Origin of the sequence: Paenibacillus sp. FSL H7-0716, from assembly GCF_038002705.1 — a bacterium.
In the GTDB taxonomy this organism is placed as follows: Bacteria; Bacillota; Bacilli; order Paenibacillales; family Paenibacillaceae; genus Paenibacillus_AQ; species Paenibacillus_AQ odorifer.
This window is the reverse complement of record NZ_JBBODA010000043.1, coordinates 18,900-40,135: the sequence shown is the minus strand read 5'-3', so window position 1 is coordinate 40,135 and position 21,236 is coordinate 18,900. Positions and strand designations below refer to the sequence as shown.

Genomic DNA, 21,236 nt, shown 5'->3' with positions numbered 1-21,236 from the left:
GCGGAGGTGCAGTTCCGATTGTGTGATGAGGGTATGGCGGATGATGCGGTTTCGGGTGCGGGATACCGTTTCGGCTGCTATTGCAGTTTCAGGTGTGGGATATGGGCGACTGCCGGACGGAATAGCAACATTAGGGAAAAACTCCCTAAAATCTGCCCAACCGAGCTTAGATTATTAGTTTTTAGGGAAATCCTCCCCAAAATTTCAGCTATTACTCCGTTATTGAGCTAAATCCATTCACTTTCAGGGAGGATTTCCCTAATTATGGCCTTTTTTAGCTAATTTCGTGCATTATCAGGGAGGTTTTCCCTAATTGCGTCTTTTTCGAGCTAACTTCGTTCAATTTCAGGACAGATCCCGAAGCTCCACAAACGAAAATAAGCCCATCACCCGCAATCCCTACTCAGGAACATGCAGATATATAGGCTTATTTCATAACTATTTACGACTCTGCTACTCTAGTGCTGTTCATTCGCTCAACGCACTAAACTCTGTGCTCTATTTCAAGCACTTATTTTACGCTCCCAAAATAACTTCCCACACCGGCTTGGTATGTCCACCTGGATACAAAACATACAACAGCACGTACACCATAACGCCTGTAATCGCTGTGATAAACCAAATTATCGATGTCACTCTGCCCCACTTACGGTGCTTGGAATACTTCGCCTTGAAACCAAGAGTTAACGTAGTAAGTCCGAATACCGCAGCTACGGTTGCCAGAACGATATGGAAGATCAAAAACACTTGATAAATTGTCTTCAGTTCATCCGGTCCGCCCCATGAGGTATTCCCCACAAACAACGTTCTCGATACGTAAACAATAAAAAACAGCAGCGCAGCGATAGCGGCAGCAATCATCGTTTTCTTATGTGCCTCGCGTTTGCCCTTGATAATGAGCCACCAACCTATAGCCACCAGCACCGCGCTGATCACGATGAATGACGTACTAATAGTCGGAAACACTGTGAAAATATCCATGATTCTCCCCCTCGGCAGTCTACCAGTTATGCACGGTTCAAGTTGCTCTCCTGAAGTGTTGAGGATGGCGTCGACAATTCATCGTCGTCTTGTCCGTTCTCTTTTTTATACCAATGATAGAACACATAAGCAAGCATAGAGGCAAAAATAAATTCCTGAATGAACTTCATCGCGATGCCTCCCACCTGTTGATCCACCTTCGGCGACATCACTTCAAAGAATGCAGGACCTCCAAAATTCTGAAGTAAAACAGAGGGGTCTCCCGAGATACAATAGCCCATAGCACGCGCCCAAGTCTCTGGATCACTGTAAGTGGCGTAGAGTGGATGATCGGCAAATATAATCAGCCCGCAAGCTGGCGTCAGCAATACCATGTTCAAAAAAATAAACCCAATCTTCCCAAGCCCACTCGCCATACGATGTTCCGGCAGCGGATTAATCAGTGTCCACCACATTAAAGCAGAGGTCAGGAACAAAACAATGTAATAAATACGATGAACAGTAAAATGCAGCATCACATAATCATGAATAACAGGAATATGGTACAAGGAAAAAAGTCCATTAAACAATAGAGCAGCTACTACCGGATGAGCTAAAAAAGATAACCGCCGAAGCGGATTCACCTTTAGTATCCTGCGCCAGATAAAATCTGGAATTCCAAGCATAATCAGCGGCACCGCTACCAGATAAGACAAGGCCATACTGACCATGTGGAAGGAAAACATCATATGCCCTAAGAGGCTAATGGGTCCTCCTTGTGCCAGATAAAGGGCAAGCATCCCACAGACAAATAACGCTCTACGCCAAAATGGCACCGTTATTGAATCGGCATAACGCCCAGCAATCGGACCAATCCACACAAAATAACCTGCTGTCAGCAGCAGCATTACCGCTAGAAAAAGCGGACTCCATAGTTCAGCAAAGCTAAAGTATTCTAATCCCAGCATAATCCCAACCTCCTAGCGCAGGAATTCTTATATCTAAACATCAAAAAGAGGGGGCATCGCAGCCCACCTCTTTTATTATTGTCCGTTAGTTCCACCAAACCCAATACAGCGACATAACAATACAGGTCCCAGCGATAAAGAAGCCGCCCAGCATAAAGATAATCGGCAGAAGATGCCCTTTATCTTTTAGATGCATCCAGAAGCCCATCTGCACAATAACCTGAAGAACAGCCATTACCAGCAGCAAAATAATCGCAAAGGTTGCATTTACGCCCCCAGCCGCAACAGCAGCGAAAGCAATCAATGTTAAGACAATGGAGAAAATAAAGACAACAATATGTTTCTGTGGTCCTTCATGCCGATGACGTTGCTTATACCCGCCGCTATCTGGCATATGCTGATCCGTCGTCATAGTGCCTAGCCCACCTTTCCGAGTAGGTATACAACCGTAAAGATGAAGACCCATACCACATCGATAAAATGCCAGTACATGGCTGACACATACACTTTTGGTGCAGTAACTACCGTTAACCCCTTGCGGGCGAGCTGCCCAATCAAGATGGAGATCCAAGCGATCCCGAAGGCTACGTGTGCACCATGAAATCCTACCAGTGTGTAGAATGCCGAGCTGAATGCACTTGTGGTCATTCCGAATTCTTCGTGTCTTACATATTGAGTAAACTCATAGATCTCCAAAACCAGAAAACCTAAACCTAAAACTACAGTAACTAACAGCCAATTCCGTAGCAGTGCCGGCCGATTTCTGTGCATCGCCTGAATAGCGAATACACTCGTCAGACTGCTTACCAGCAGGATGAATGTTGCAGCGGCTACAAGCGGCAGGTGAAATAGTTCATTCGCCGAAGGCCCCTCATTCGTCTGATTACGCAGTGCGAGGAAAGTTGCGAACAACGTGCCGAACAATACCGCTTCGCCGCCTAGAAACAACCAAAAGGCAAGAACCTTGTTGCGTCCTTCGAGCGTAGCTTTTTCCGGCTCGTGCGGAAAGGTATCCTTAGAAGCTTCTGCATGTGCCGTTGTCATGTCCGCTCACTTCCTTCCAGCTCTTCAGGTTCAATATGCCATCCGTGATCATCATACAGCGAACGCATCAGCATGGATCCAAATGTAATAATAAGACCGATGGCTGTAACGATATAATTATTAAACAGGAAGCTCATAAAAGCATTGCCGAATTCATCACGGCTAAACATAAAGCCAAGCCCAGCGATAAAAATTCCGATAGACATCGTAAACGGTAAAATCGTTGCCGACGGCATATGAATTGAGCCCACAGGCTCTGCTGGTGTCATGCCTTTATTCCCTGCTACTTTTTCTTTCCAGAAGGCATCAATCCCCCGAATAAGAGGTGTTTGCTTGAAGTTATATTCTGGCGGCGGTGAAGGAATGGTCCATTCCAATGTACGTCCATCCTCCCACGGATCATTGCCTGCATCCGCCGGTTTTCTGGAAGTCAGGAAAATGTTCACCAAGAAAATAATCATACCGACGCCCATAAGTCCTGCACCAATGGTACTGACTAGATTTAGCAAATCAAATTGCTGATTTGGCAAATAAGTGAACACACGGCGCTGCATCCCCATAAGCCCAAGGAAATGCTGTACAAAGAAGGTCAGATGGAATCCGATGATAAACGTCCAGAAAGTCCACTTGCCCAGCGTCTCACTCAGCATCCGTCCGAACATTTTGGGCCACCAGTAGTGCAGACCTGCGAACAGGCCAAGCACCAATCCACCTACAATAACATAGTGGAAATGCGCTACAACAAAATACGTATCATGGAACTGAAAGTCAGCAGGTGCGGACGCCAGCATCACTCCAGTTACTCCCCCCATAGTAAATGTAGGAATAAATCCTACTGCGAACAGGTTAGGGGTTGTGAAACGTACTTGCCCGCCCCACATCGTAAACAACCAGTTAAAAATTTTAATCCCGGTCGGAACCGCAATTAACATCGTTGATACGGAGAACAACGCGTTAGCTACAGGTCCAAGTCCAGTTGTGAACATGTGGTGAGCCCAGACCATGAAGCCTAAAAAGGCGATCAAGATGGTTGCAAACACCATGGAGCTATATCCGAACAGTCTTTTACGCGAAAAGGTTGGGATGACCTCGGAAATAATCCCGAAGGCAGGCAGAATGAGAATGTAAACTTCCGGGTGACCAAATATCCAGAAGATATGCTGCCATAGCACTGGACTTCCTCCGGCTCCGACTTCGAAGAAATTGGCTCCTAGAATCCGGTCGAATGTCAACAGTACTAAACCTACTGTTATTGCTGGAAAAGCAAACAAAATAATGGCGGAAGTGATAAATGTGGTCCAGGCGAACATCGGCATCCGCATATAGGTCATTCCCGGCGCACGCATCGTAATGATCGTGGCTAGAAAGTTAATCCCCCCGATGAGGGTCCCTAATCCGGCAATTTGCAAGCCGATCGTATAGAAGTCTACACCGTGTGTAGTGCTGTATGTACTCGTAGATAGTGGGGTGTAGGCGGTCCACCCGGCATCAGGAGCACCACCCATAACCCAGCTAAGATTCAGTAGAATCCCGCCGAACAGGAAGGTCCAGAAACCAAGTGCATTTAGAAAAGGAAAGGCTACGTCACGTGCACCGATCTGTAGCGGAATGACGGCATTCATGAGTGCGAAGATGACTGGCATGACGCCGAGGAAGATCATCGTCGTACCATGCATGGTTATGAGTTCATTAAACGTTTGTGCATCCAAAAAGTTATTCATCGGCTTGATGAGCTGCCAACGAATCAAAAGCGCTTCAATTCCCCCGATGCCAAAAAATAATCCTCCGGCCCATAGGTACAAAATCGCGATTTTTTTGTGATCGACGGTTGTTAGCCAATCCATAAGTCCTGTATGGCGCTTCACACTGTGGCCGTGCCCCAGAGGCTTGGATGAATTCAAGGTATGCGCTGCTTGAGCCAAAGTTCGTCCCCCCTTTTCGAAAGTTCCGCCCGCCTTTAGGCTAAGGCATTAGTCCAGCTTATAGTTGGCCAGATACTCTGCAATGCCATCAATCTCAGCATCACTCAGGCCCAGATCTTTGGGGTTAGGCATCAGATTGCCTGGTTTTACAGATTGCGGATCGTGCAGCCAGGTTTTGAGATTCTCTTCAATCGGCGCACCATCTTCCCTCGTGTCGTCGTTGAGCAGAATTCCAGCAATCGATTCCCGAGAACCAATTCCAGTTAAGTTAGGCGCATTATTAATCCCTTGATCACCTACAGCGTGGCAAGTCAGACATGCCGCTTTGAACTTCTCAGCTAAAGCAGGATCCTCTGGCAGCACAGCTACAGGTGCTTTCATAGAATCAATCCACTTTTGAAACTCTTGTTCACTAACTGATTTCACCTTAAATTCCATCAATCCATGAGAAGGTCCACATAGCTCCGCACATTTCCCACGGTAAACGCCTTCATTAGGCGCACTAAAGCTAAAGCGGTTAATCGTTCCAGCTGGATTGGTATCGATTTTACCGGAAAGAGAAGGGACCCAGAAGGAGTGCAGCACATCTTTAGTTTCCAGTTCAAAGGCGATATCTTTGCCCACCGGAATAATCAGGTCCTGCGCTGTAGTTACCTTATAGTCGGTATACTCAAACTCCCACCAGTATTGGTGGCCGGTTACTTTAACCTTGATCGCATTCTTGTCATTGGAATGATCATCTCCAGCGGCAAACACTGCTTTCACCGTTGGCACGGCCAGTACTACAACAAGGATAAGCGGAATGACTGTCCAGAGAATCTCAAGTTTAATGCTGCCCTCAACCTGCTCAGGGATTTCATTCTGACCCGGTCTTCTGCGGAAGCGGATCAGTACATAAGCTGCAATCGTAAAGACAATCAGCAACACCACGATCATAATGCTGATCGACAGCTCCATTAATCCGTAAGATCTGTCTGCTGCAGGTCCCTGTGGTCTGAGTACTGACAAGTCCTCACGACCGCACCCGGCAAGAAAGAGTCCAAACATAGCGGTCATGGGAAGGAGTCGCTTTACAGCCTGCCACGTTTTCATCATTGATCTACCCCGCTTTTCCCGATTTCGTAGATTCCTGTTTTTTTCTGTCAATTATAACAATCACTATTAATATAAGTTTAAGGGAAAGTTTTGTCAATCGTTCACAACTAGTTCACATTGTAATTTTCGACACAATAAACCCTTGTCCCATCTGGATTTTCTAGCATTTTATGAAAACGCAAACAAATAAAAAATAATAAAGAAAGCGCATTCAATTTAAAATGTGTCTATTAATTCATTTGACTATTCTATGAGGAAGACTTTTCCTTATTCGTAAATGGGCATACAAAAAAACCGATTCCAGCAACAAAAGTTGCTCGGGCACGGTTTATAAGAATCCTCGTGGATGTTATTACTCAAAATGATGTCTAAAGTTAAGCAAGTGACAAACGTATCTGTTAGCTAGGAGACGGATGAATTCATCCGTACCAACTCGTGTTCCACGACCATGGTCAGTTCTTCTTCATAGCCTCCTGTAATCCGATACTTTCGGACGTACTCCTTTACGAATTTCTTGGGATCTTTGGGCCGGAAAATGCGTGTCATTTCCCGTAGACTTTCCTTGACTTCGTTATGACCTTTACTTGCCATGATCAGTTCCCTCCCAAAACATTGAAAATGAATGCTCCGTTGTAGAGAATGCATGATGAAAAGTACGCCGTAACCTCGAATGCAAGTGAAGTATCCATTACACATACGTGGCTTGCACTATCCGTCAAAACGTGGAATCTAAAGCTAAATCTAGCCTTTGAAACACCGCCTTGCCGGTGAAGCAGGTTCGTCGTGATTTGGGCTGAGAGTAAGGACGCCTGATGAACGATAGCTCCTTGACACTTTTATTACCCGAAGAGCCACTTACTGAATCACTCCTTTCGGGCCTTATCGTTATATTGTATCATATTCCGGATTAACTTCCACCTTTCCTTGTAAAATGTACTATTTGGAAAATATTATTTTTCACAGCTGTCTTCGTAAGTCAGATGTCTCAAAACTGGTTAAAATAAAATAACCTAAACAGCAAGGTAAACTGCATTTACCAACAAATGAGAAGGAGATCGTTATGTCCCAGCCTGTAATTCCCCTAATGACTACCGCAGCGCCAGAAGACACCGATACACGCCTGGAGGGTCTTGAACAAGCCCATCAAGCTATCCTAAAAGAATACCCCAAGATGCATAGCATGCTTATTGTGCGTCATGGAAAACTCATCTTCGAACGTTATTATAACGACCATCATGCTGGAGCATTAAATGATCTCCGTTCTGCCACCAAAAGTTTTGTCAGCGTTCTTACGGGAATCGCTATCGGCCGTGGAGAGATGCCTGATCTCCATATTTCTGTGTCCGAGGTTCTTCGCAAGCATATTCCATACCTTCACTCCCCACATCTCTCAAAGATCACACTCCGTCATCTTCTTACCATGACTTCCGGTTTTAGCTGGATCACAGGGAAGAAGCTCGGTGAACCGCTCGTTCGGAACCTCCATCGCAGCCGCCGCTGGGGTTTCTTTGGCCTTAGCTTGAACATTATTCCAGAACAAATCGGCCAGTTCCAATATCGAAGCATCGACTCACATCTAATCTCGATGATGATTAGTGAATCTACAGGTCTTGATGCATTTACCTATGCAGCACAGCATTTATTTACTCCACTCCGAATGGCTAATACCGCTTGGTTACCTAGCCCCGAAGGACATAGCATGGGTCATATCGGTTTGCACCTAACGTCTCGGGATATGGCTAAATTCGGAATTTGCCTGCTGAATAATGGAGTGTTTGCAGAGCAGCAAATCATCCCAGAACATTGGTTGCAGGATGCACTTACCGCTCAAACTAAGGGATATCCAGCGTTTGGTGATTACGGATATCAGTTTTGGATCGGTACGATGAGCGGTCAGCCCTACAAGCTCGCCCACGGTCATGGCGGGCAGCAGATTCTGCTCTTCCCCAATCTGGATACTGTCGTGGTCTTTACAGCAGAGAGCAAGACAAATAACTGGAAGAACCCACGCAAGCTGCTTGAAAAGTATGTTCTCCCTTCAATGAGCTAAACATACTTTTTCCTGACAAGTCATAGGCTTGTAAGGAAGAAGGATTAGAACAATCATGCTCCTTCTTCTCCAAGCAGAAGGAGAGTGAGCCCATTGTCCCCTTTTAAATCATCCACCGGATTGCCCGATAATATAGCGGGCGCGTTGTGTTACTTTTTCCCTTTTCTCGGCGGCGTCGTCTTTCTCGCATTGGAGAAACGCAGCCGCTTTGTGCTGTTCCATTCGCTGCAATCACTGATTACCTTCGGGGTACTGATGATCCTCCACGTTCTAACCGGATTGGTCCCATTCCTTGGTCCCTTGATGAGTGCCCTCGTCTCTCTTTGCAGCTTTGGGGTGTGGCTGCTAATGATTTACCATGCCTTAAGTGGCAGGTGGTACAAACTCCCTTGGGCGGGTGATATCGCAGAAAGTCAGATTCGCCATCTGTAATCCCCCAAAAAGCAGCCCCTCTCATCGCTGAAAAGTATTCCCTTTTGCCCATCCACTCCTTACAATGTAGAAAGGGCATCAATGGAATTCTACAGGCTGGAGGAAATCATATGTATCTATTTATCATAAACCCGCGTTCCGGCGGGGGAGCAGGCGGCCGGACCTGGCATACTGTAGAGGCGCTCATGAAGGAACGTTCGCTGCCTTTCATGTCCTTGTTTACGCACAGCGTAGAGGGTGCAGAAGCCCTTGTTTTAAATACACTAAAGCATCGCGAGGATTGGAAAGCCGTGATTGTAATCGGCGGTGACGGCACGCTCCACAGCATTTTGGGTGCACTTTGCGGCAAAGATATCCCCATGGGCGTAATTCCTGCCGGCTCCGGCAACGACACCGCCCGGGGGTTCGGCATTCCACTTTCAATAGAAGCCGCGCTGGAGGCTGCCCTTAGCGAGCGGTATATCGAAGCAGACCTGCTTTCAGGAGCAAACGGACTGACCGTAACAGCCGTTGCCAATGGCTTTGATGCTCAAGTGGCTGAGAATGTGAATGCCAGCCGTTACAAACGGCTGTGCAATGCCATTGGAGCAGGCCAGCTGGCGTATATCATCGGCATATTGCATACGCTGATGACGTTCAAGCCCTGCCGGGTAAGCGTAGTCTGCGACGGTACGGAGCACGCCTTCGAGAAGGCATGGCTGGTCTCGATCTGCAACCTGCCCAGCTACGGCGGCGGGCTTTTGATCTGCCCGCAGGCAAAGGCCGATGACGGCCAGCTTGACGTCTGCGTCGTGCATGGGTGCAGCCGCGGGCAGTTGCTGCGGTTGTTCCCCACTGTACTGAAGGGCAAGCATGTGGCATTGCCCTTCGTGTCTATGCTACGCGGACGTAGCGTAGCCGTAGGCTTTGCCGAGGCCCGGCCTGCGATCGGCGACGGCGAGAGCCTCGGCAAAGGGCCGCTGGCCGTTCGCTGCGAGCCGGGGGCGCTGCGGGTGCTATCGCCGCTGGCGGCGGACAGCGTACAGCTGCCCGTCGACACTGCAGCGGCATGCGGCAGCAACGGGTAACCTGACCCGTGCATACCATACACACAAAAAACAGCAAGCGACTGGTTCATTACCAGTTCGCTTGCTGTTTTGTATATCCTATAGCTTTTGTTTGAGCATTCATACCAAAAGCCTCAAACAAGAGGCTCTTCCTCGTCTTCCACGAAAGTGACTCTTCCGTCCTCCAGTGAAGCAATACGCACAAGTGATTCTACGCGATATCCCGCTTCCTGCAGCAGCCGATTCCCTGGCTGGAACGCTTTTTCAATCACAATACCAATTCCAACCACACTTCCTCCCGCCTGCTCAACAATACGGGCAAGTCCGAAGGCGGCTTCACCATTCGCCAAGAAATCATCAACAATCAGCACCCGTTCTCCGGGAGCAATGAATTTCTTCGAAACGGTAATTTCATTCGTTTCTTTCTTCGTGAAGGAGTATACCTTCTCCACGTAAATGTCTTCTGTCAGCGTCAGCGATTTCTGCTTACGGGCAAAAATCAACGGAACCTCCAGCTCTAATGCTGTCATAATCCCCGGAGCGATTCCCGAGGATTCTATAGTCAGCACCTTCGTAATTTCTTCGCCAGCGAACCGGCGGATAAACTCACGGCCAACCTCGCGCATCAGGAAGGGGTCCATCTGATGATTCAGAAAAGAATCCACCTTGAGCACTCCTTGCCCGAGTACAATACCTTCTTTCAACACTTTTTGTCTCAACAGCTCCATAGTGCTCCTCCTTCTCCCATCATTGAATCCATTCTCCCCACATTACAGACCTGTCGGCTTCTGAGGCAATAAATTTCCAACGATCGATTTTAAATTATGATCATCCTTGCTCTTTTCCTGACCGTTATCATAACCCGTAATTCGAATCTCCAAGAAATCTCCCGGATTTACCGGTTTAAAAATCAATTTTTCGCGATCTTCCAGTCTCACGTTAAAATTCATGTCCTTAAACATTTCGACTAATTCTGCTTCTCCAGGAGATGCTCCCTTATCCAGAAACAACAGTCCACGCAATTTCTTAGGACCATCATTGTGCACCACTTCAAAATGAACGATACATTCCATGCTTCTCACCTCCCTATGATAATAACTACTGCGCCTGTTCTTCCCCATCATCGCCTTGATCATACATAACATATTTGCTATGAATTTTGCTGTAACGTTCTCCATAACGCTCTACTAATTCTGCGCCCATATCCTGCTCCAGCTCAAACAAGACCATTTCCTGTGTGAAATGATTCAACAGCAGCTCCACTAACACCGGGTGCTCGGTTACCACTGCTTGCGCGGATCCATCATCATAACGCATCCCCAGCATACACCAGCTCCGGTCAATCACAAATGAGAACTTCCGTCCATCCGCCCGCTGCGAATCTTTTCCGAATGACGGCCATACCGGGTAAGAGGCAGCAGCAGCATTTCCACCGTCAAAAGCCCATAAAAGCCTAACGCCACGCAGTTCGGCCTGTTCAAGTTCACTCCGTAGAAGCGAAGCTTCCTCGCGCCACATATCCACTACAATCTCCTGCTCTGCCATGTTAAGCTGGCGAATCAGCGCCCCCATTACATTGCGGTCGCCCTCTACATTATAAAAAGAAGGACTAACAGGCCCCCCGCGAGGCATCTCACTTTCCATATAAGCCAGCGAAGCTTGAACTCTTCCCGAGATCATCGTCGCAAGCTCCTCCGGATTGAGAACACTATACCGCGCAGGCTCTCCTTCACCACATCGTACATATCCCTGCTGTGTTAGGCGCTGAAGCGCCGCATACACATTTGATCTTGAAACTCCGAGCTGTTTGGCAACCTCATAGCCAGAAGCCTGACCTTTAGTCGCAAGCTCGACCATGATTTTGGACTCCATCTCCGTGAAGCCCAGATTGCGCAGATGCAGCAGCAGCTGTTCCATCTTGTTGTCCCCCTAAGCCCTAAGCTGACTGATATCTGTACTATATTTGCTCCGATCCACAACGCGGGCACCATAAGGAGCCCTTTGGCAATTCATTCCGACAGATTTGACACTTAATCATATCACGAACACCACTGTCCTGGGTGACTGCGGACTCCTCCTGATGTTCATTCGCATTCCAATCGCGGATGCGACGATCCAGCTCAAGCTGTCTTTGTCTTTCCCGTTCCAGCTGATCAGCATGTCTGCGATCCCGTTCAATGTCATGTTCGTTCACCGCATACTCCTCTAATGGCAGCTCATCATCCTCAGAAGCCAGGATCTCAGAATACACCACATTTTGCGGATGGAGCTTCATTGCAATCTCCTTCTCTTCATCCGTTAGCTCATCCGCACCATAGTATTGATCCTCATCCTCTTCGTCCTCATCCACAGTTTTGACGAATACCGGCGGTGACGGAATCTTTCTTGAAGTGGTTAGCTCCTCCAGCTTACTTCCACACTTTGGACAAAAGTTTGCATCGAGCGCCACAACATTGCCGCAAGAACATAACCGTTCATTTTTCAGTTCAGCAATTCTTGCGCGTTGGACTTCAATTTTTTCCTGAAGCTTGGAACAGGTCCGTGCCAGTTCTACCATTTTGCCTTCAGCTACAGACATATCCTTAGAGCGATACCCTTCATAAAAAAGCCTGCCCATTTTCGTGAATTCCACTTCCATCTCACGTTCAATATCGGAAATAAGCCCGTTCAGCTTGCCGATCTCAACAGAGCTTTGTGCTTTTTCGGTAACCCGGCTCGCACTATCTTTGATTCGTTTCATAAAACTCATTACAGTTCCTCCCTCTCCAGCGATACGTGTTTCTATCATACCAAATGTATCGAACAGATTCATTAATGTGCTTTAATACGCGATTTAGCGGAGAATGTTCCTATAAATTCTTATTTTCCCTGATTTCAGACGTTATTTTGCGTCAGGGGTTCTACATCGGTTAAAATAGAATTAATCACAAATAACGAAATTGGGAGAGTTTCAGTGGAAGAACATGACAGCACACAGCTTACGCTAAAACAGATGCAGGTACACGTTAAGGATCTGCAACATTGGCAGGATAACGAGGATTTCACAAATCTTATCAATGAGTTCAAGTCTCTGCCAGCACTCTATCGCCATGCACTAAATGATCTTGAGAATAAAATCGATGTGATCAAAACGGAATGGCAGGTCCGTGACGGCTTCAGTCCCATCGAGCATGTTAAATGCCGAATTAAAGAACCCAAGAGCATCCTTCAAAAGATGGAGCGCAAAGGTTTCGAGTTCAACTTGGAAAATATGGAGCAGCACATTCATGATATTGCAGGTATGCGGATTGTATGTGCTTTTGTTAAAGATATTTACCGTCTGGTTGATCACCTCAGCACACGCGAAGACATTCGCGTATTGGAGATCAAAGATTATATAGCCCATCCCAAGCCGAATGGGTATCAAAGCCTGCATCTTATCGTCGCCATTCCGCTCGTCCTGCTGGAAGGAACACGCTGGGTCAAAGCCGAAATACAGCTGCGAACCCTAGCTATGGACTTCTGGGCAAGTATGGAACATATTCTGTATTATAAATTCGATAAACAGCTTCCTTCGCATGTTGCGGAGGAATTGAAGGATGCCGCACGCGCCGCCGATGAACTGGATCAAAAAATGCTGCGCCTGCGCCGCGAGATTCTGGAACTTGCAGAAGGGGAATCCCCTGCCGGCGGGCAGGTTTAAGCTTTCATATTTCTACATTTCTCAAAAATTAAGGGGATGTCTCATAAGCCATGACAATGGCTGCTGGGACACCCCCTTCTTTTTAATCGATTAGGCCGGTTGATCGTTACCCTTCACCGCCGAAGCTAGGTGCTATCGGATCCAGCCGATCTTATTCGCAAAATAATCCTCCATTTTGCATACTATCGGACCCAAAAGTCGCTAACGGCATAAAAAACACCGGATCTGCACCCTACTATATAAAATAGCTGCACTGGAGTCCGAAAACTTGCTGGATAGGCGATAAATGTGTGAATAACGCCTCCTGAGTCCCTAAGCCGCAACCAACGGCTAATCATGACTCCGGCATTCCGCTGTATTCAGCCTCAAGGCTTACTAACCAAAGGCTTCCATGTAACGCCGCCATCTGTAGTGGTCTGTAGAAATCCTGGACCCGCCAGCCAGCCGTTTTTCTGGGTAACAAACTGAATGTTTTCTGCCTTCGCGAATAGCTGTGATGTCGCAATCAACCTCCAGCTTACACCCCCGTTGACAGTCCCCATCAGTTTGCCGCCCTCCTGCAAAGCCCAACCTTCACGAGCGTTCAGCCATGTTGTTCTCGCTGCCTCAGTACCGAGCAATTGAGGGCCAAGCTTCCATGTCCTGCCTCCGTTATCACTTGTGTAAAACACCATACTTCTAATCCCATCGTCAACAATCTCCAGGGGCAGGATGCCTTTCATATTGTCTTTGCCTGAGAATTTAGGCGGATAACTATTACTGTAAGTAAAGGCTGCCAGAGCAGCTGGCTTCTTTAATTGCTCCGGCTTCCAGCTCTTCCCGCCATCCGTAGTTCTGAACGTTAAAATGTATTCTTGCCCATGATTGCTGGAGGTGATCCAGCCATTCTGGGAATCCTGAAAGGTTATCCCTGTTGGATAGGCTTTAATACTCCCCGTTAGATTTCCGATTCGCTTCCAGCTGTTCCCGCCATCAGCCGTGCGATACAAGGATTTCTCCATCATCCCGAGACCAGGTTCTGAATCCAACAGCACATACCCGTCATTCACATCGATAAAATGAATAAATCCGCCACTGTATCCTTGCTCCCAATCCTCCGTGACGGGAAGTTTTGTCTCCTTCCAGGTCTGGCCCTGATCAGAGGTATGATAGATCAGGACAGGTTGCCCCATACCATGACTACTTATAATCCAGCCATTTGTGGCATTCAGGAAAAAGCTTGCTGCGGCAAAGATGCCTGTTTCTTGTGGAATAGGAACGATATTGCTGTCCGGATGGTACCAACTACTTCCTCCATCGTTCGTAGTCCATAATCCAGTCTTGTCTATTCCCCACCCATGCCTTATGTCATTCATGCTAAATTTAGCAGGATACCCCTGCAAAGAATTCATATCCGTCTTCAGCTCAGCGGTATTTGTCCCCATACTCGAATCTAAACCAAGATTATCGTTTACCATGTAGGATTGCAGAAATAACCCAGCAATGATTATCGGGGCAAAAACGGCATATAGTCTCAAATGAAATCCTCCTTTTTCCATTTCCTTCTATTCTATAATCATAGACAGAGTTTAATAGTAAAAGGTTACAGAAGCTTTACACAAAGAAGAAGCCGCCTCCTCAGATAGGATGCGGCTTCTCTAAACTCCACTGCTGTTTAATTACACCTTACTTGCTCGACGGGCAGCAGCTTCTGCTACTCGATTCATAATCAAAGTTAAGCCTTCTAGTGCCTTAGGTGTCTGAGGCAGCAAAGCTCCCCAGTCTTCCGTTACCGCTGCTACTACCGGCGATGAAGGAAATGGCCTAGCCGTAATCTCATGGAACTGCGGTCCCGGCTGGTGAAGCGAACCTTCAGCAGCCGCTTCTGCAAGCCATTCCCCAGAAGAAATTGCGGGGCCCTTGCGCTCTAGCCGTGCTAATTCCGTTGCAAGCTCACTAACTGGGGCTGCCTCTGCCTCAGAATCATCAGCAGCTATATCACTTTCAGCCCAAAGGGCAAATATTCCATCCAGGAGTTCTCCCTTAGTAAATCCTCTCAGAGAAAGCGCCAGCAGCGGCTCTTCAGCAAGTCGTTCTTTTATAAGCTGTAGAGTCTCCGTCTGGTTCTCTAATCCTTCCCCCTCAAAGAGGGCTTGCTCCAGCTCTGTATCTGTAGGCAGAAGCTCCAGTTCCGCCAGCCCACCCGTCAATCTCCCTTGCAGCAAAGCAAATACCTCATCCGGACTTAGCGCCAGACGCCGCAATATTTCTTTTCTACGGGCAGCATGCCAGACTGGAACCTTCAGAGAGAGAGGTTGCTCCGGTCTTTGTCCCTGAGGAACAGCAGAAGTACCGACATTCCATTCACCTTTTGCCCGCGACCCTCCCGTCACTTTCCCGGGCGAAGCCGTCCATGCTGCTTTTACTAATCCAGGCACAACTTCCAGCCGCATCTCTAACAGTTCACTCATTGTTCGATCCCTCCGTATTGCTCATGTCTTTCCTTACATCCAATCCTGATCCTGCAGTTCAATAAGCTCCTTCAGTTCATGATTAGACATCTCGGTCAACCATGTTTCACCAGAACCAACAACCTGCTCTGAAAGGCTTTTCTTCCGCTCAATTAATTCGTCAATACGTTCCTCCAGCGTTCCTTGGCAAATCAGTTTATGAACTTGTACGTTCTTATCCTGCCCAATTCGGAAAGCCCGGTCTGTCGCCTGATTCTCCACTGCCGGATTCCACCAGCGATCGTAATGAATAACATGATTGGCCCGGGTTAGGTTCAATCCTACTCCGCCCGCTTTAAGAGATAACACGAAGAAGGATGGACCCTTGCCCTCCTGAAAATCATGCACCATCTCGTCCCGCTCCCGCTTTGGAATCCCTCCATGAAGGAACAACGGCGATGTACCATAACGTTTAGTAAGCTTGCTCACCAGCAGCTCACCCATCGCTACGTATTGAGTAAAGATCAACGCAGATTCGCCAACTTCAGCAATACTGTCCAGCACCTCGAACATAACCTCCATTTTACCGGAATGTTCATTACGCGGACTCCGACCTTCTTCTTTCCGGAATAGCTGAGGATGATCGCAAATCTGCTTCAGCTTCGTCAGAGAGGATAACACCAGTCCACGGCGGGCCATACCGCTACTCTCCCCGATCACGCCGAGCATTTCATCCACGACACCCTGATACAGGGCAGCTTGGGTCTCGGTCAGTGGACAATAAGACTTCAGCTCCAGCTTCTCCGGTAAATCCTTAGAAATATCCGGATCACTCTTCAGACGCCGCAACAGGAAGGGAGATACCAAGCGATGCAGCTCCCGCAGACGTTCCCCACCCTCACCAGACACATAACGCTGCCGGAAAGAATGATAGGTTCCTAAATAGCCCGGGTTTAAAAAGTGGAAAATAGACCATAACTCACCAAGTCTGTTCTCTACCGGAGTACCTGTCATAGCTATGCGATGCGGCGCCGATAACTTCATCACACTCTGTGCCTGCTTCGTCCGGTGATTTTTAATATATTGAGCTTCATCCAGCACTACTGTTGACCACTGGACATTGGCTAAATCCTCGCTGTCACGCCCTGCCAAGTGATAGGTCGTCAGTACGATATCATGACTGGTTGCCAGTTCTAAGAAGCTATCTCCCCGAACACGGCGTCCACCATGATGTATGTGTACATTAAGCGAAGGTGCAAAGCGCTGCAGCTCCCGCTGCCAGTTGCCAAGAAGCGATGTTGGGCAGAGAATCAGCACAGGCTCCTGCTTCTCTTCAGGGGGAGCACTTAACGCCCGGTCCAGCAGGCAGGTGATAACCTGCACCGTTTTACCTAAACCCATATCATCGGCGAGACACACCCCAAAACCCAGACCACTGAGCTCGGCCAGCCACTGATAACCCCGCTCCTGATAAGGTCTTAAAGTTCCATGCAGACCCTCAGGTACAGGTCGCACCGGAAGATTACGTAATACATCTCCGCGCATAAGCGATGCCAACAGCCCCGATGTCTCCATCCCAGTGACGGACATTCCTTTCCAAAGCCGATCTTCACCATCCTCGGCTTCTAGGCGCATCCAATCCGCGGCAGTCATTTCTCCGTTTTCATGGCGTTTCATATATCTAAGAACCTGGCGGATTTCTTTAGGATCTATCTCAATCCATTCCCCGCGGAAACGTACAAAAGGTACACCAGCTTCTACTAATGCATTTAATTCTTCCTCACTAATCGTACTATCTCCAAGCGAGGCCTCAATACGGAACGAGATCAGTTCTTCCATACCCAGAGCCGCGGGCGCAGGACTATCGCCCCCGTTCACGCCCGGCTGCATTTTCATCTTCATGCCAATGCGGCGGCGTCCCTCACGGCTCCAGCGCGAAGGCATCTGCACCGTTATTCCCCGATCGCGCAGCTGCTGCACCGTCTCCTTCAAAAAGAAATAAAGACGCTCCGGTTCCAAATCTGCCCCCGTAGGTGCAGGCTTAGCAAGAGCACGCTGAATATCCGGCGATATCTTCGCAGCCCGGCCCAGCGCTATAAGCAGCTGCTGCTGGATATTCCGATAGCGTTTCCCCCATAACGTAAACTCTCGTTCCTTACTGCTCCAGATCGATTTGGCGGGAAACCAGAATTCCCCTTCTTCCTTGTTCTCCGCCCAGAAGGTTAACCGCCACACTTCATTATTGTCTTCTGGCGGCTCCAGCCGTAACCCAAGACCCAGCTGCCCGCTCCGTGCTTCCTCTGGCTCTGAATGTGGCACATCGCTGCCAGCGGTCTCGTTCACAGTGACTAATAGGTCTGTCACCTCTGCCGGAGTTCCTTGCACGGGTATATCTCGGCTTCCCGTGAGAAGGCTATTCCACCACAGTTCAGTTAAAGGGGAATACCCCCGCCGATAACTCGCTTTATAAGGGGTTAACTCACTTTCAATGCCCGCAATTACTTTTTTTATCTCAGCAGTCATTACAGCCTGCATAAAGGAGTAAAGCACATATGCTCCAGCCTCATCACGAGAGGATAAATCCCCCGCCTCTGCGATATGCGTTCCTAGTGCAAGAACAGGCATGGATGCTGCCAGCTGCAGAAAGATCTCTTTGTCCTCCTGCTTTCGGAAAGCTGGCGACCAGCAGACCGTCGCCGCCTGTTCGCCGCCGCGGCGACGTGAGCCCACAGGGCGTGGTGGCAAAGCTCCCGGGGTAATTCCGCCTGTACCCATCAGCTCCAGCGCAAAACGTGCCGCTGCTGCCCAGTAACGCAGTTCGCCACCTGGCTCCACTCCCTGACCTCGGCATAACGTCTCATCCCATGCCAGAAGCAGTTGAAATGCATCGCTAGGAACCAAGGCGAGCCCTTCGAACGTTCGTCCGGGCAATCCGCGCCGGGCAGGCTTCCCCTCTACAGGGGGAGCCGGATATTTCACTTCTGCCAGACGCAGAGCAGCAGTTGCAAAAGGACGCACTCCTCCCTGTAGCTCCATCCGCTTCACTACGCGAGTCCAAGCGTCAACCTTCGGCTCCGAAGTTTCGCCAGAGAAGCAAAATAAAACGTCCCCTAACCATATTGCATACAGATGCTTAGTCATCGGTGATCTCCTGTCTTTTAAGCAAGCAAAAAAAGAACCAGCCCCCCACCATCAGGAAGGGTAACTGCAACCTTTTCCGCGAGAAATAAATTTTGAAGCTATACAAGTAGAAACCGCTTCTTCCTCTTTTAGAGAGGGAATGCGCTCCTGCGGTAAATATAAGGATAAAGAACTAGGACAAAACTTATATTTTCTTGAATCTTCATCTCTTCATCTTATACGAAAAAGCGCTGATTTAAAAACATTTCTGCATATTTTCTGTAGATTTTTATGAAATAAAGTTGAAGGATATAGAAACACCCAGTAATTTGATTCATTTAAAATACCCCGCACTACTGCCCTGCTATCCAAGAATGTTATGACTCACTAGTCACTTTTTTTCTTTTTATAGTCTTAATTAGGCCAAAAAGGGGTATATTCTAAATAAGCAACACCCTATTAAAAAGCTAGGGAGTGAATTATTTGAGACGTTATAATCCTTATAAATGGTGGAACCTCGTATTCTTTGTGGGTGTAATTATCGTAAATGTGCTGGCGGTAACCTTGCCTTTGGGCGGAAACAGTACAGGAGAAATCTCTGACAAATACAAGACTTACATGACTCCTGCTGGCTACGCCTTCTCCATTTGGTCACTGATTTATCTCTTGTTAGCCGGTTTCGTTATTTATCAATTCCGCTCCTATACAAGCTCTAGGGATTCTGTACGAGCTATTTCGTTCTGGTTTATCCTGAGCTGTGTTTTTAATATGAGTTGGCTTTTCCTCTGGCAGTATCTATACATCGAGCTTTCTTTGATTGCCATGGTGTTAATGTTAATTTCCATCATTGTTATCTATCAACGAACGCGCCAGATCGCAAATCCTACTTCAGGCGAGAAATGGCTGATCAAGCTACCCTTTAGTATATACCTTGGCTGGATCTCTGTGGCGACTATCGTGAATGTTAGCGTTGTTCTGGAGAAAAATCATTGGGATGGGTTTGGACTTAGCGGGATAACCTGGGCTGTGATCATGCTCTGCGTGGGGACACTGCTTGCGGTGTTAGTCAGCTATCCTAACCGAGACAGCATCTATCCTCTGGTCTTCGTATGGGCTTTCATCGCGATCGCCCTGGAACATAGAGAGGCTAATGCAGTCTTTGTAACTGGCACAATAACGGCAGGTCTTCTGCTGCTCTACAGCATTTGGCTATTGCTCACACCACGCCGCAGAAGATACAGCAGATACTGATCCGTCCGCTCGATAATATAAAAAGGCAGGCTAAGAAGGTGATCCTCCTTAACCTGCCTTTTTTGTAGAATAATCTAGAAGTGCGAAATCATATTTATTTCTTACGGGCTACCGCTTCGATCTCAACCAGTCCGTCTTTGGGCAGACGAGCAACCTCAATGGCACTGCGGGCAGGATAAGGTTCTTTAAAGAAAGTGCTGTAAACCTCGTTAACTACTGCAAAATCATTCATATCTTTTAGGAATACGGTGGTCTTCACTACATGATCCAGTGATGCACCAGCTTCCTCAAGAATAGCTTGTACATTGCTAAGTGCTTGACGAGCTTGTTCCTGAACGCCTTCAGCCAAATTCCCTGTCTCTGGATTAAGGCCCAGTTGTCCTGAAGTGTATACCCAACTACCGGTAGTAATGGCTTGACTATAAGGACCAATGGCTCCTGGTGCTTTTGTAGTAGCTACTTGTTTTTTACTCATCTTGTTACCCCTCTCCATTAAACGCTGATCATTTATTGTCCATTGTAAGTCCTGTTCTCACCGTAATGCAAATTTATTAGCAGCCCGAAAAACTTAACGTTTTCCAATCACATGTATTACTTCATTCGTGTAGATATGCAAACCATGCGTGTCAGCAGAGGCAATGTTAACCATAGCTCTCGCCACAGTTACACCAGGAATGGCACGATATTTAGCTGCTTTGCCAACCATTACAAACTCCAGCGCTTTCATCAATCTAGCCGCGAAGCGTTCTCCCAGTCTGAATTCCTCACGATGACCCAGCAGCAAGGATGGCCGAAACAAATGCAGCCCTTGAAAACCGATTTTGCTTAACGCTTCCTCTGCTCTACCCTTAGTCCGACTGTAGAAATTGCGCGATTTGGCATCTGCCCCCATGGATGAAACAACCAAAAACTGTTTAACACCGTGATCTCTCGCAATAGCAGCAGCTGCAAGCGGATAATCCAGATCGACACGTTCGAACTTTTCTTGTGAACCTGCCTTCTTGATCGTAGTCCCGAGGCAACAGAAGATGGAATGAACGCCTTCGAACGAATCGCTATACTCCGCCAGGTTCTCCCAATCCACAACGATTTGCTTAAGCTTAGGATGTTCTAAAGCTAATGGAGTCCGTACAAGCACTCTCACCTCACCCCATCCTTCACGATTCAGCAATTCCTCCGTAACCGCTTTCCCTACTAACCCAGTAGCTCCTAATACCAACGCAATCCTTAACATGGA

General features: G+C 47.8%; 21 protein-coding genes. 5 read left to right on the top strand and 16 right to left on the bottom strand.

Annotated elements, in window-relative coordinates:
• Window positions 1–516: 516 nt before the first annotated feature.
• The 7 genes from MHH60_RS29705 to MHH60_RS29675 all read right to left on the bottom strand — a co-directional run bounded on the left by MHH60_RS29705 (window position 517) and on the right by MHH60_RS29675 (window position 6,580).
• Window positions 517–981, bottom strand: a complete 465-nt coding sequence (locus MHH60_RS29705; RefSeq protein WP_076124485.1) for a DUF420 domain-containing protein — start codon at window positions 979–981, stop codon at window positions 517–519.
• Between the two features lie 26 nt (window positions 982–1,007).
• The gene (gene ctaG / locus MHH60_RS29700) at window positions 1,008–1,928 is read right to left on the bottom strand and encodes a cytochrome c oxidase assembly factor CtaG (protein WP_076138229.1); all 921 of its coding nucleotides are present in this window, start codon (window positions 1,926–1,928) and stop codon (window positions 1,008–1,010) included.
• Between the two features lie 85 nt (window positions 1,929–2,013).
• Complete coding sequence (locus MHH60_RS29695; RefSeq protein WP_076138228.1) at window positions 2,014–2,340, bottom strand: cytochrome C oxidase subunit IV family protein; 327 nt, start codon at window positions 2,338–2,340, stop codon at window positions 2,014–2,016.
• Between the two features lie 5 nt (window positions 2,341–2,345).
• Window positions 2,346–2,972, bottom strand: a complete 627-nt coding sequence (locus tag MHH60_RS29690; protein ID WP_076101357.1) for a cytochrome (ubi)quinol oxidase subunit III — start codon at window positions 2,970–2,972, stop codon at window positions 2,346–2,348.
• Window positions 2,969–4,816, bottom strand: coding sequence for a cytochrome c oxidase subunit I (ctaD, locus tag MHH60_RS29685; protein WP_076124740.1), 1,848 nt, complete (start codon window positions 4,814–4,816; stop codon window positions 2,969–2,971). Before ctaD ends, MHH60_RS29690 begins: the two co-directional genes overlap by 4 nt.
• 126 nt (window positions 4,817–4,942) lie before the next feature.
• Window positions 4,943–5,989: a cytochrome c oxidase subunit II gene (gene coxB, locus MHH60_RS29680; RefSeq protein WP_076101356.1), complete on the bottom strand. Its 1,047-nt coding sequence runs from the start codon at window positions 5,987–5,989 to the stop codon at window positions 4,943–4,945.
• Between the two features lie 402 nt (window positions 5,990–6,391).
• Window positions 6,392–6,580, bottom strand: coding sequence for a hypothetical protein (locus MHH60_RS29675; protein ID WP_019913840.1), 189 nt, complete (start codon window positions 6,578–6,580; stop codon window positions 6,392–6,394).
• 469 nt (window positions 6,581–7,049) lie between these two features.
• Between MHH60_RS29675 and MHH60_RS29670 the strand changes: the two genes are divergently transcribed.
• The 3 genes from MHH60_RS29670 (at window position 7,050) to MHH60_RS29660 (ending at window position 9,538) form a co-directional block, all read left to right on the top strand.
• The gene (locus MHH60_RS29670) at window positions 7,050–8,039 is read left to right on the top strand and encodes a serine hydrolase domain-containing protein (protein WP_076138226.1); all 990 of its coding nucleotides are present in this window, start codon (window positions 7,050–7,052) and stop codon (window positions 8,037–8,039) included.
• 93 nt (window positions 8,040–8,132) lie between these two features.
• Window positions 8,133–8,471 carry a DUF4870 domain-containing protein gene (locus MHH60_RS29665; RefSeq protein WP_036682511.1) on the top strand — a complete coding sequence of 113 codons (339 nt, stop codon included), beginning with the start codon at window positions 8,133–8,135 and terminating at the stop codon, window positions 8,469–8,471.
• Between the two features lie 110 nt (window positions 8,472–8,581).
• Window positions 8,582–9,538 (top strand): diacylglycerol/lipid kinase family protein, encoded by a 957-nt coding sequence (locus MHH60_RS29660; RefSeq protein WP_052096739.1) that lies wholly within the window; start codon window positions 8,582–8,584, stop codon window positions 9,536–9,538.
• A gap of 113 nt (window positions 9,539–9,651) precedes the next feature.
• Here MHH60_RS29660 and MHH60_RS29655 read toward each other — a convergent pair whose 3' ends face one another.
• Genes MHH60_RS29655 through MHH60_RS29640 form a run of 4 tightly spaced genes read right to left on the bottom strand, consistent with a single transcriptional unit; the run spans window position 9,652 to window position 12,266 of the window.
• The gene (locus MHH60_RS29655) at window positions 9,652–10,245 is read right to left on the bottom strand and encodes a xanthine phosphoribosyltransferase (protein WP_076101352.1); all 594 of its coding nucleotides are present in this window, start codon (window positions 10,243–10,245) and stop codon (window positions 9,652–9,654) included.
• A gap of 42 nt (window positions 10,246–10,287) precedes the next feature.
• Entirely contained in the window at window positions 10,288–10,590 is a 303-nt protein-coding gene (locus tag MHH60_RS29650) for a hypothetical protein (RefSeq protein WP_038568522.1), read from the bottom strand.
• 25 nt (window positions 10,591–10,615) lie between these two features.
• On the bottom strand, window positions 10,616–11,434 hold the full coding sequence (locus MHH60_RS29645; RefSeq protein WP_036682516.1) for a TrmB family transcriptional regulator: 819 nt from the start codon (window positions 11,432–11,434) through the stop codon (window positions 10,616–10,618).
• 40 nt (window positions 11,435–11,474) lie between these two features.
• Window positions 11,475–12,266, bottom strand: coding sequence for a zinc ribbon domain-containing protein (locus tag MHH60_RS29640; RefSeq protein WP_076138224.1), 792 nt, complete (start codon window positions 12,264–12,266; stop codon window positions 11,475–11,477).
• Window positions 12,267–12,509: 243 nt separating this feature from the next.
• Between MHH60_RS29640 and MHH60_RS29635 the strand changes: the two genes are divergently transcribed.
• Window positions 12,510–13,199 (top strand): GTP pyrophosphokinase, encoded by a 690-nt coding sequence (locus tag MHH60_RS29635; protein WP_051491247.1) that lies wholly within the window; start codon window positions 12,510–12,512, stop codon window positions 13,197–13,199.
• 365 nt (window positions 13,200–13,564) lie between these two features.
• Here MHH60_RS29635 and MHH60_RS29630 read toward each other — a convergent pair whose 3' ends face one another.
• The 3 genes from MHH60_RS29630 to MHH60_RS29620 all read right to left on the bottom strand — a co-directional run bounded on the left by MHH60_RS29630 (window position 13,565) and on the right by MHH60_RS29620 (window position 18,769).
• Complete coding sequence (locus MHH60_RS29630; protein ID WP_076138222.1) at window positions 13,565–14,716, bottom strand: WD40/YVTN/BNR-like repeat-containing protein; 1,152 nt, start codon at window positions 14,714–14,716, stop codon at window positions 13,565–13,567.
• Window positions 14,717–14,857: 141 nt separating this feature from the next.
• The gene (locus MHH60_RS29625; protein WP_076138220.1) at window positions 14,858–15,649 is read right to left on the bottom strand and encodes a hypothetical protein; all 792 of its coding nucleotides are present in this window, start codon (window positions 15,647–15,649) and stop codon (window positions 14,858–14,860) included.
• 33 nt (window positions 15,650–15,682) lie between these two features.
• The gene (locus MHH60_RS29620; RefSeq protein ID WP_076138218.1) at window positions 15,683–18,769 is read right to left on the bottom strand and encodes a DEAD/DEAH box helicase; all 3,087 of its coding nucleotides are present in this window, start codon (window positions 18,767–18,769) and stop codon (window positions 15,683–15,685) included.
• A gap of 462 nt (window positions 18,770–19,231) precedes the next feature.
• Between MHH60_RS29620 and MHH60_RS29615 the strand changes: the two genes are divergently transcribed.
• Window positions 19,232–19,999 (top strand): TspO/MBR family protein, encoded by a 768-nt coding sequence (locus MHH60_RS29615; RefSeq protein WP_076138216.1) that lies wholly within the window; start codon window positions 19,232–19,234, stop codon window positions 19,997–19,999.
• 94 nt (window positions 20,000–20,093) lie between these two features.
• On the opposite strand, the gene MHH60_RS29610 is transcribed toward MHH60_RS29615, so the two are convergent.
• Window positions 20,094–20,474, bottom strand: a complete 381-nt coding sequence (locus MHH60_RS29610) for a RidA family protein (protein WP_076138214.1) — start codon at window positions 20,472–20,474, stop codon at window positions 20,094–20,096.
• Window positions 20,475–20,567: 93 nt separating this feature from the next.
• Window positions 20,568–21,233 carry an oxidoreductase gene (locus MHH60_RS29605; protein WP_076138212.1) on the bottom strand — a complete coding sequence of 222 codons (666 nt, stop codon included), beginning with the start codon at window positions 21,231–21,233 and terminating at the stop codon, window positions 20,568–20,570.
• Window positions 21,234–21,236 lie beyond the last annotated feature (3 nt).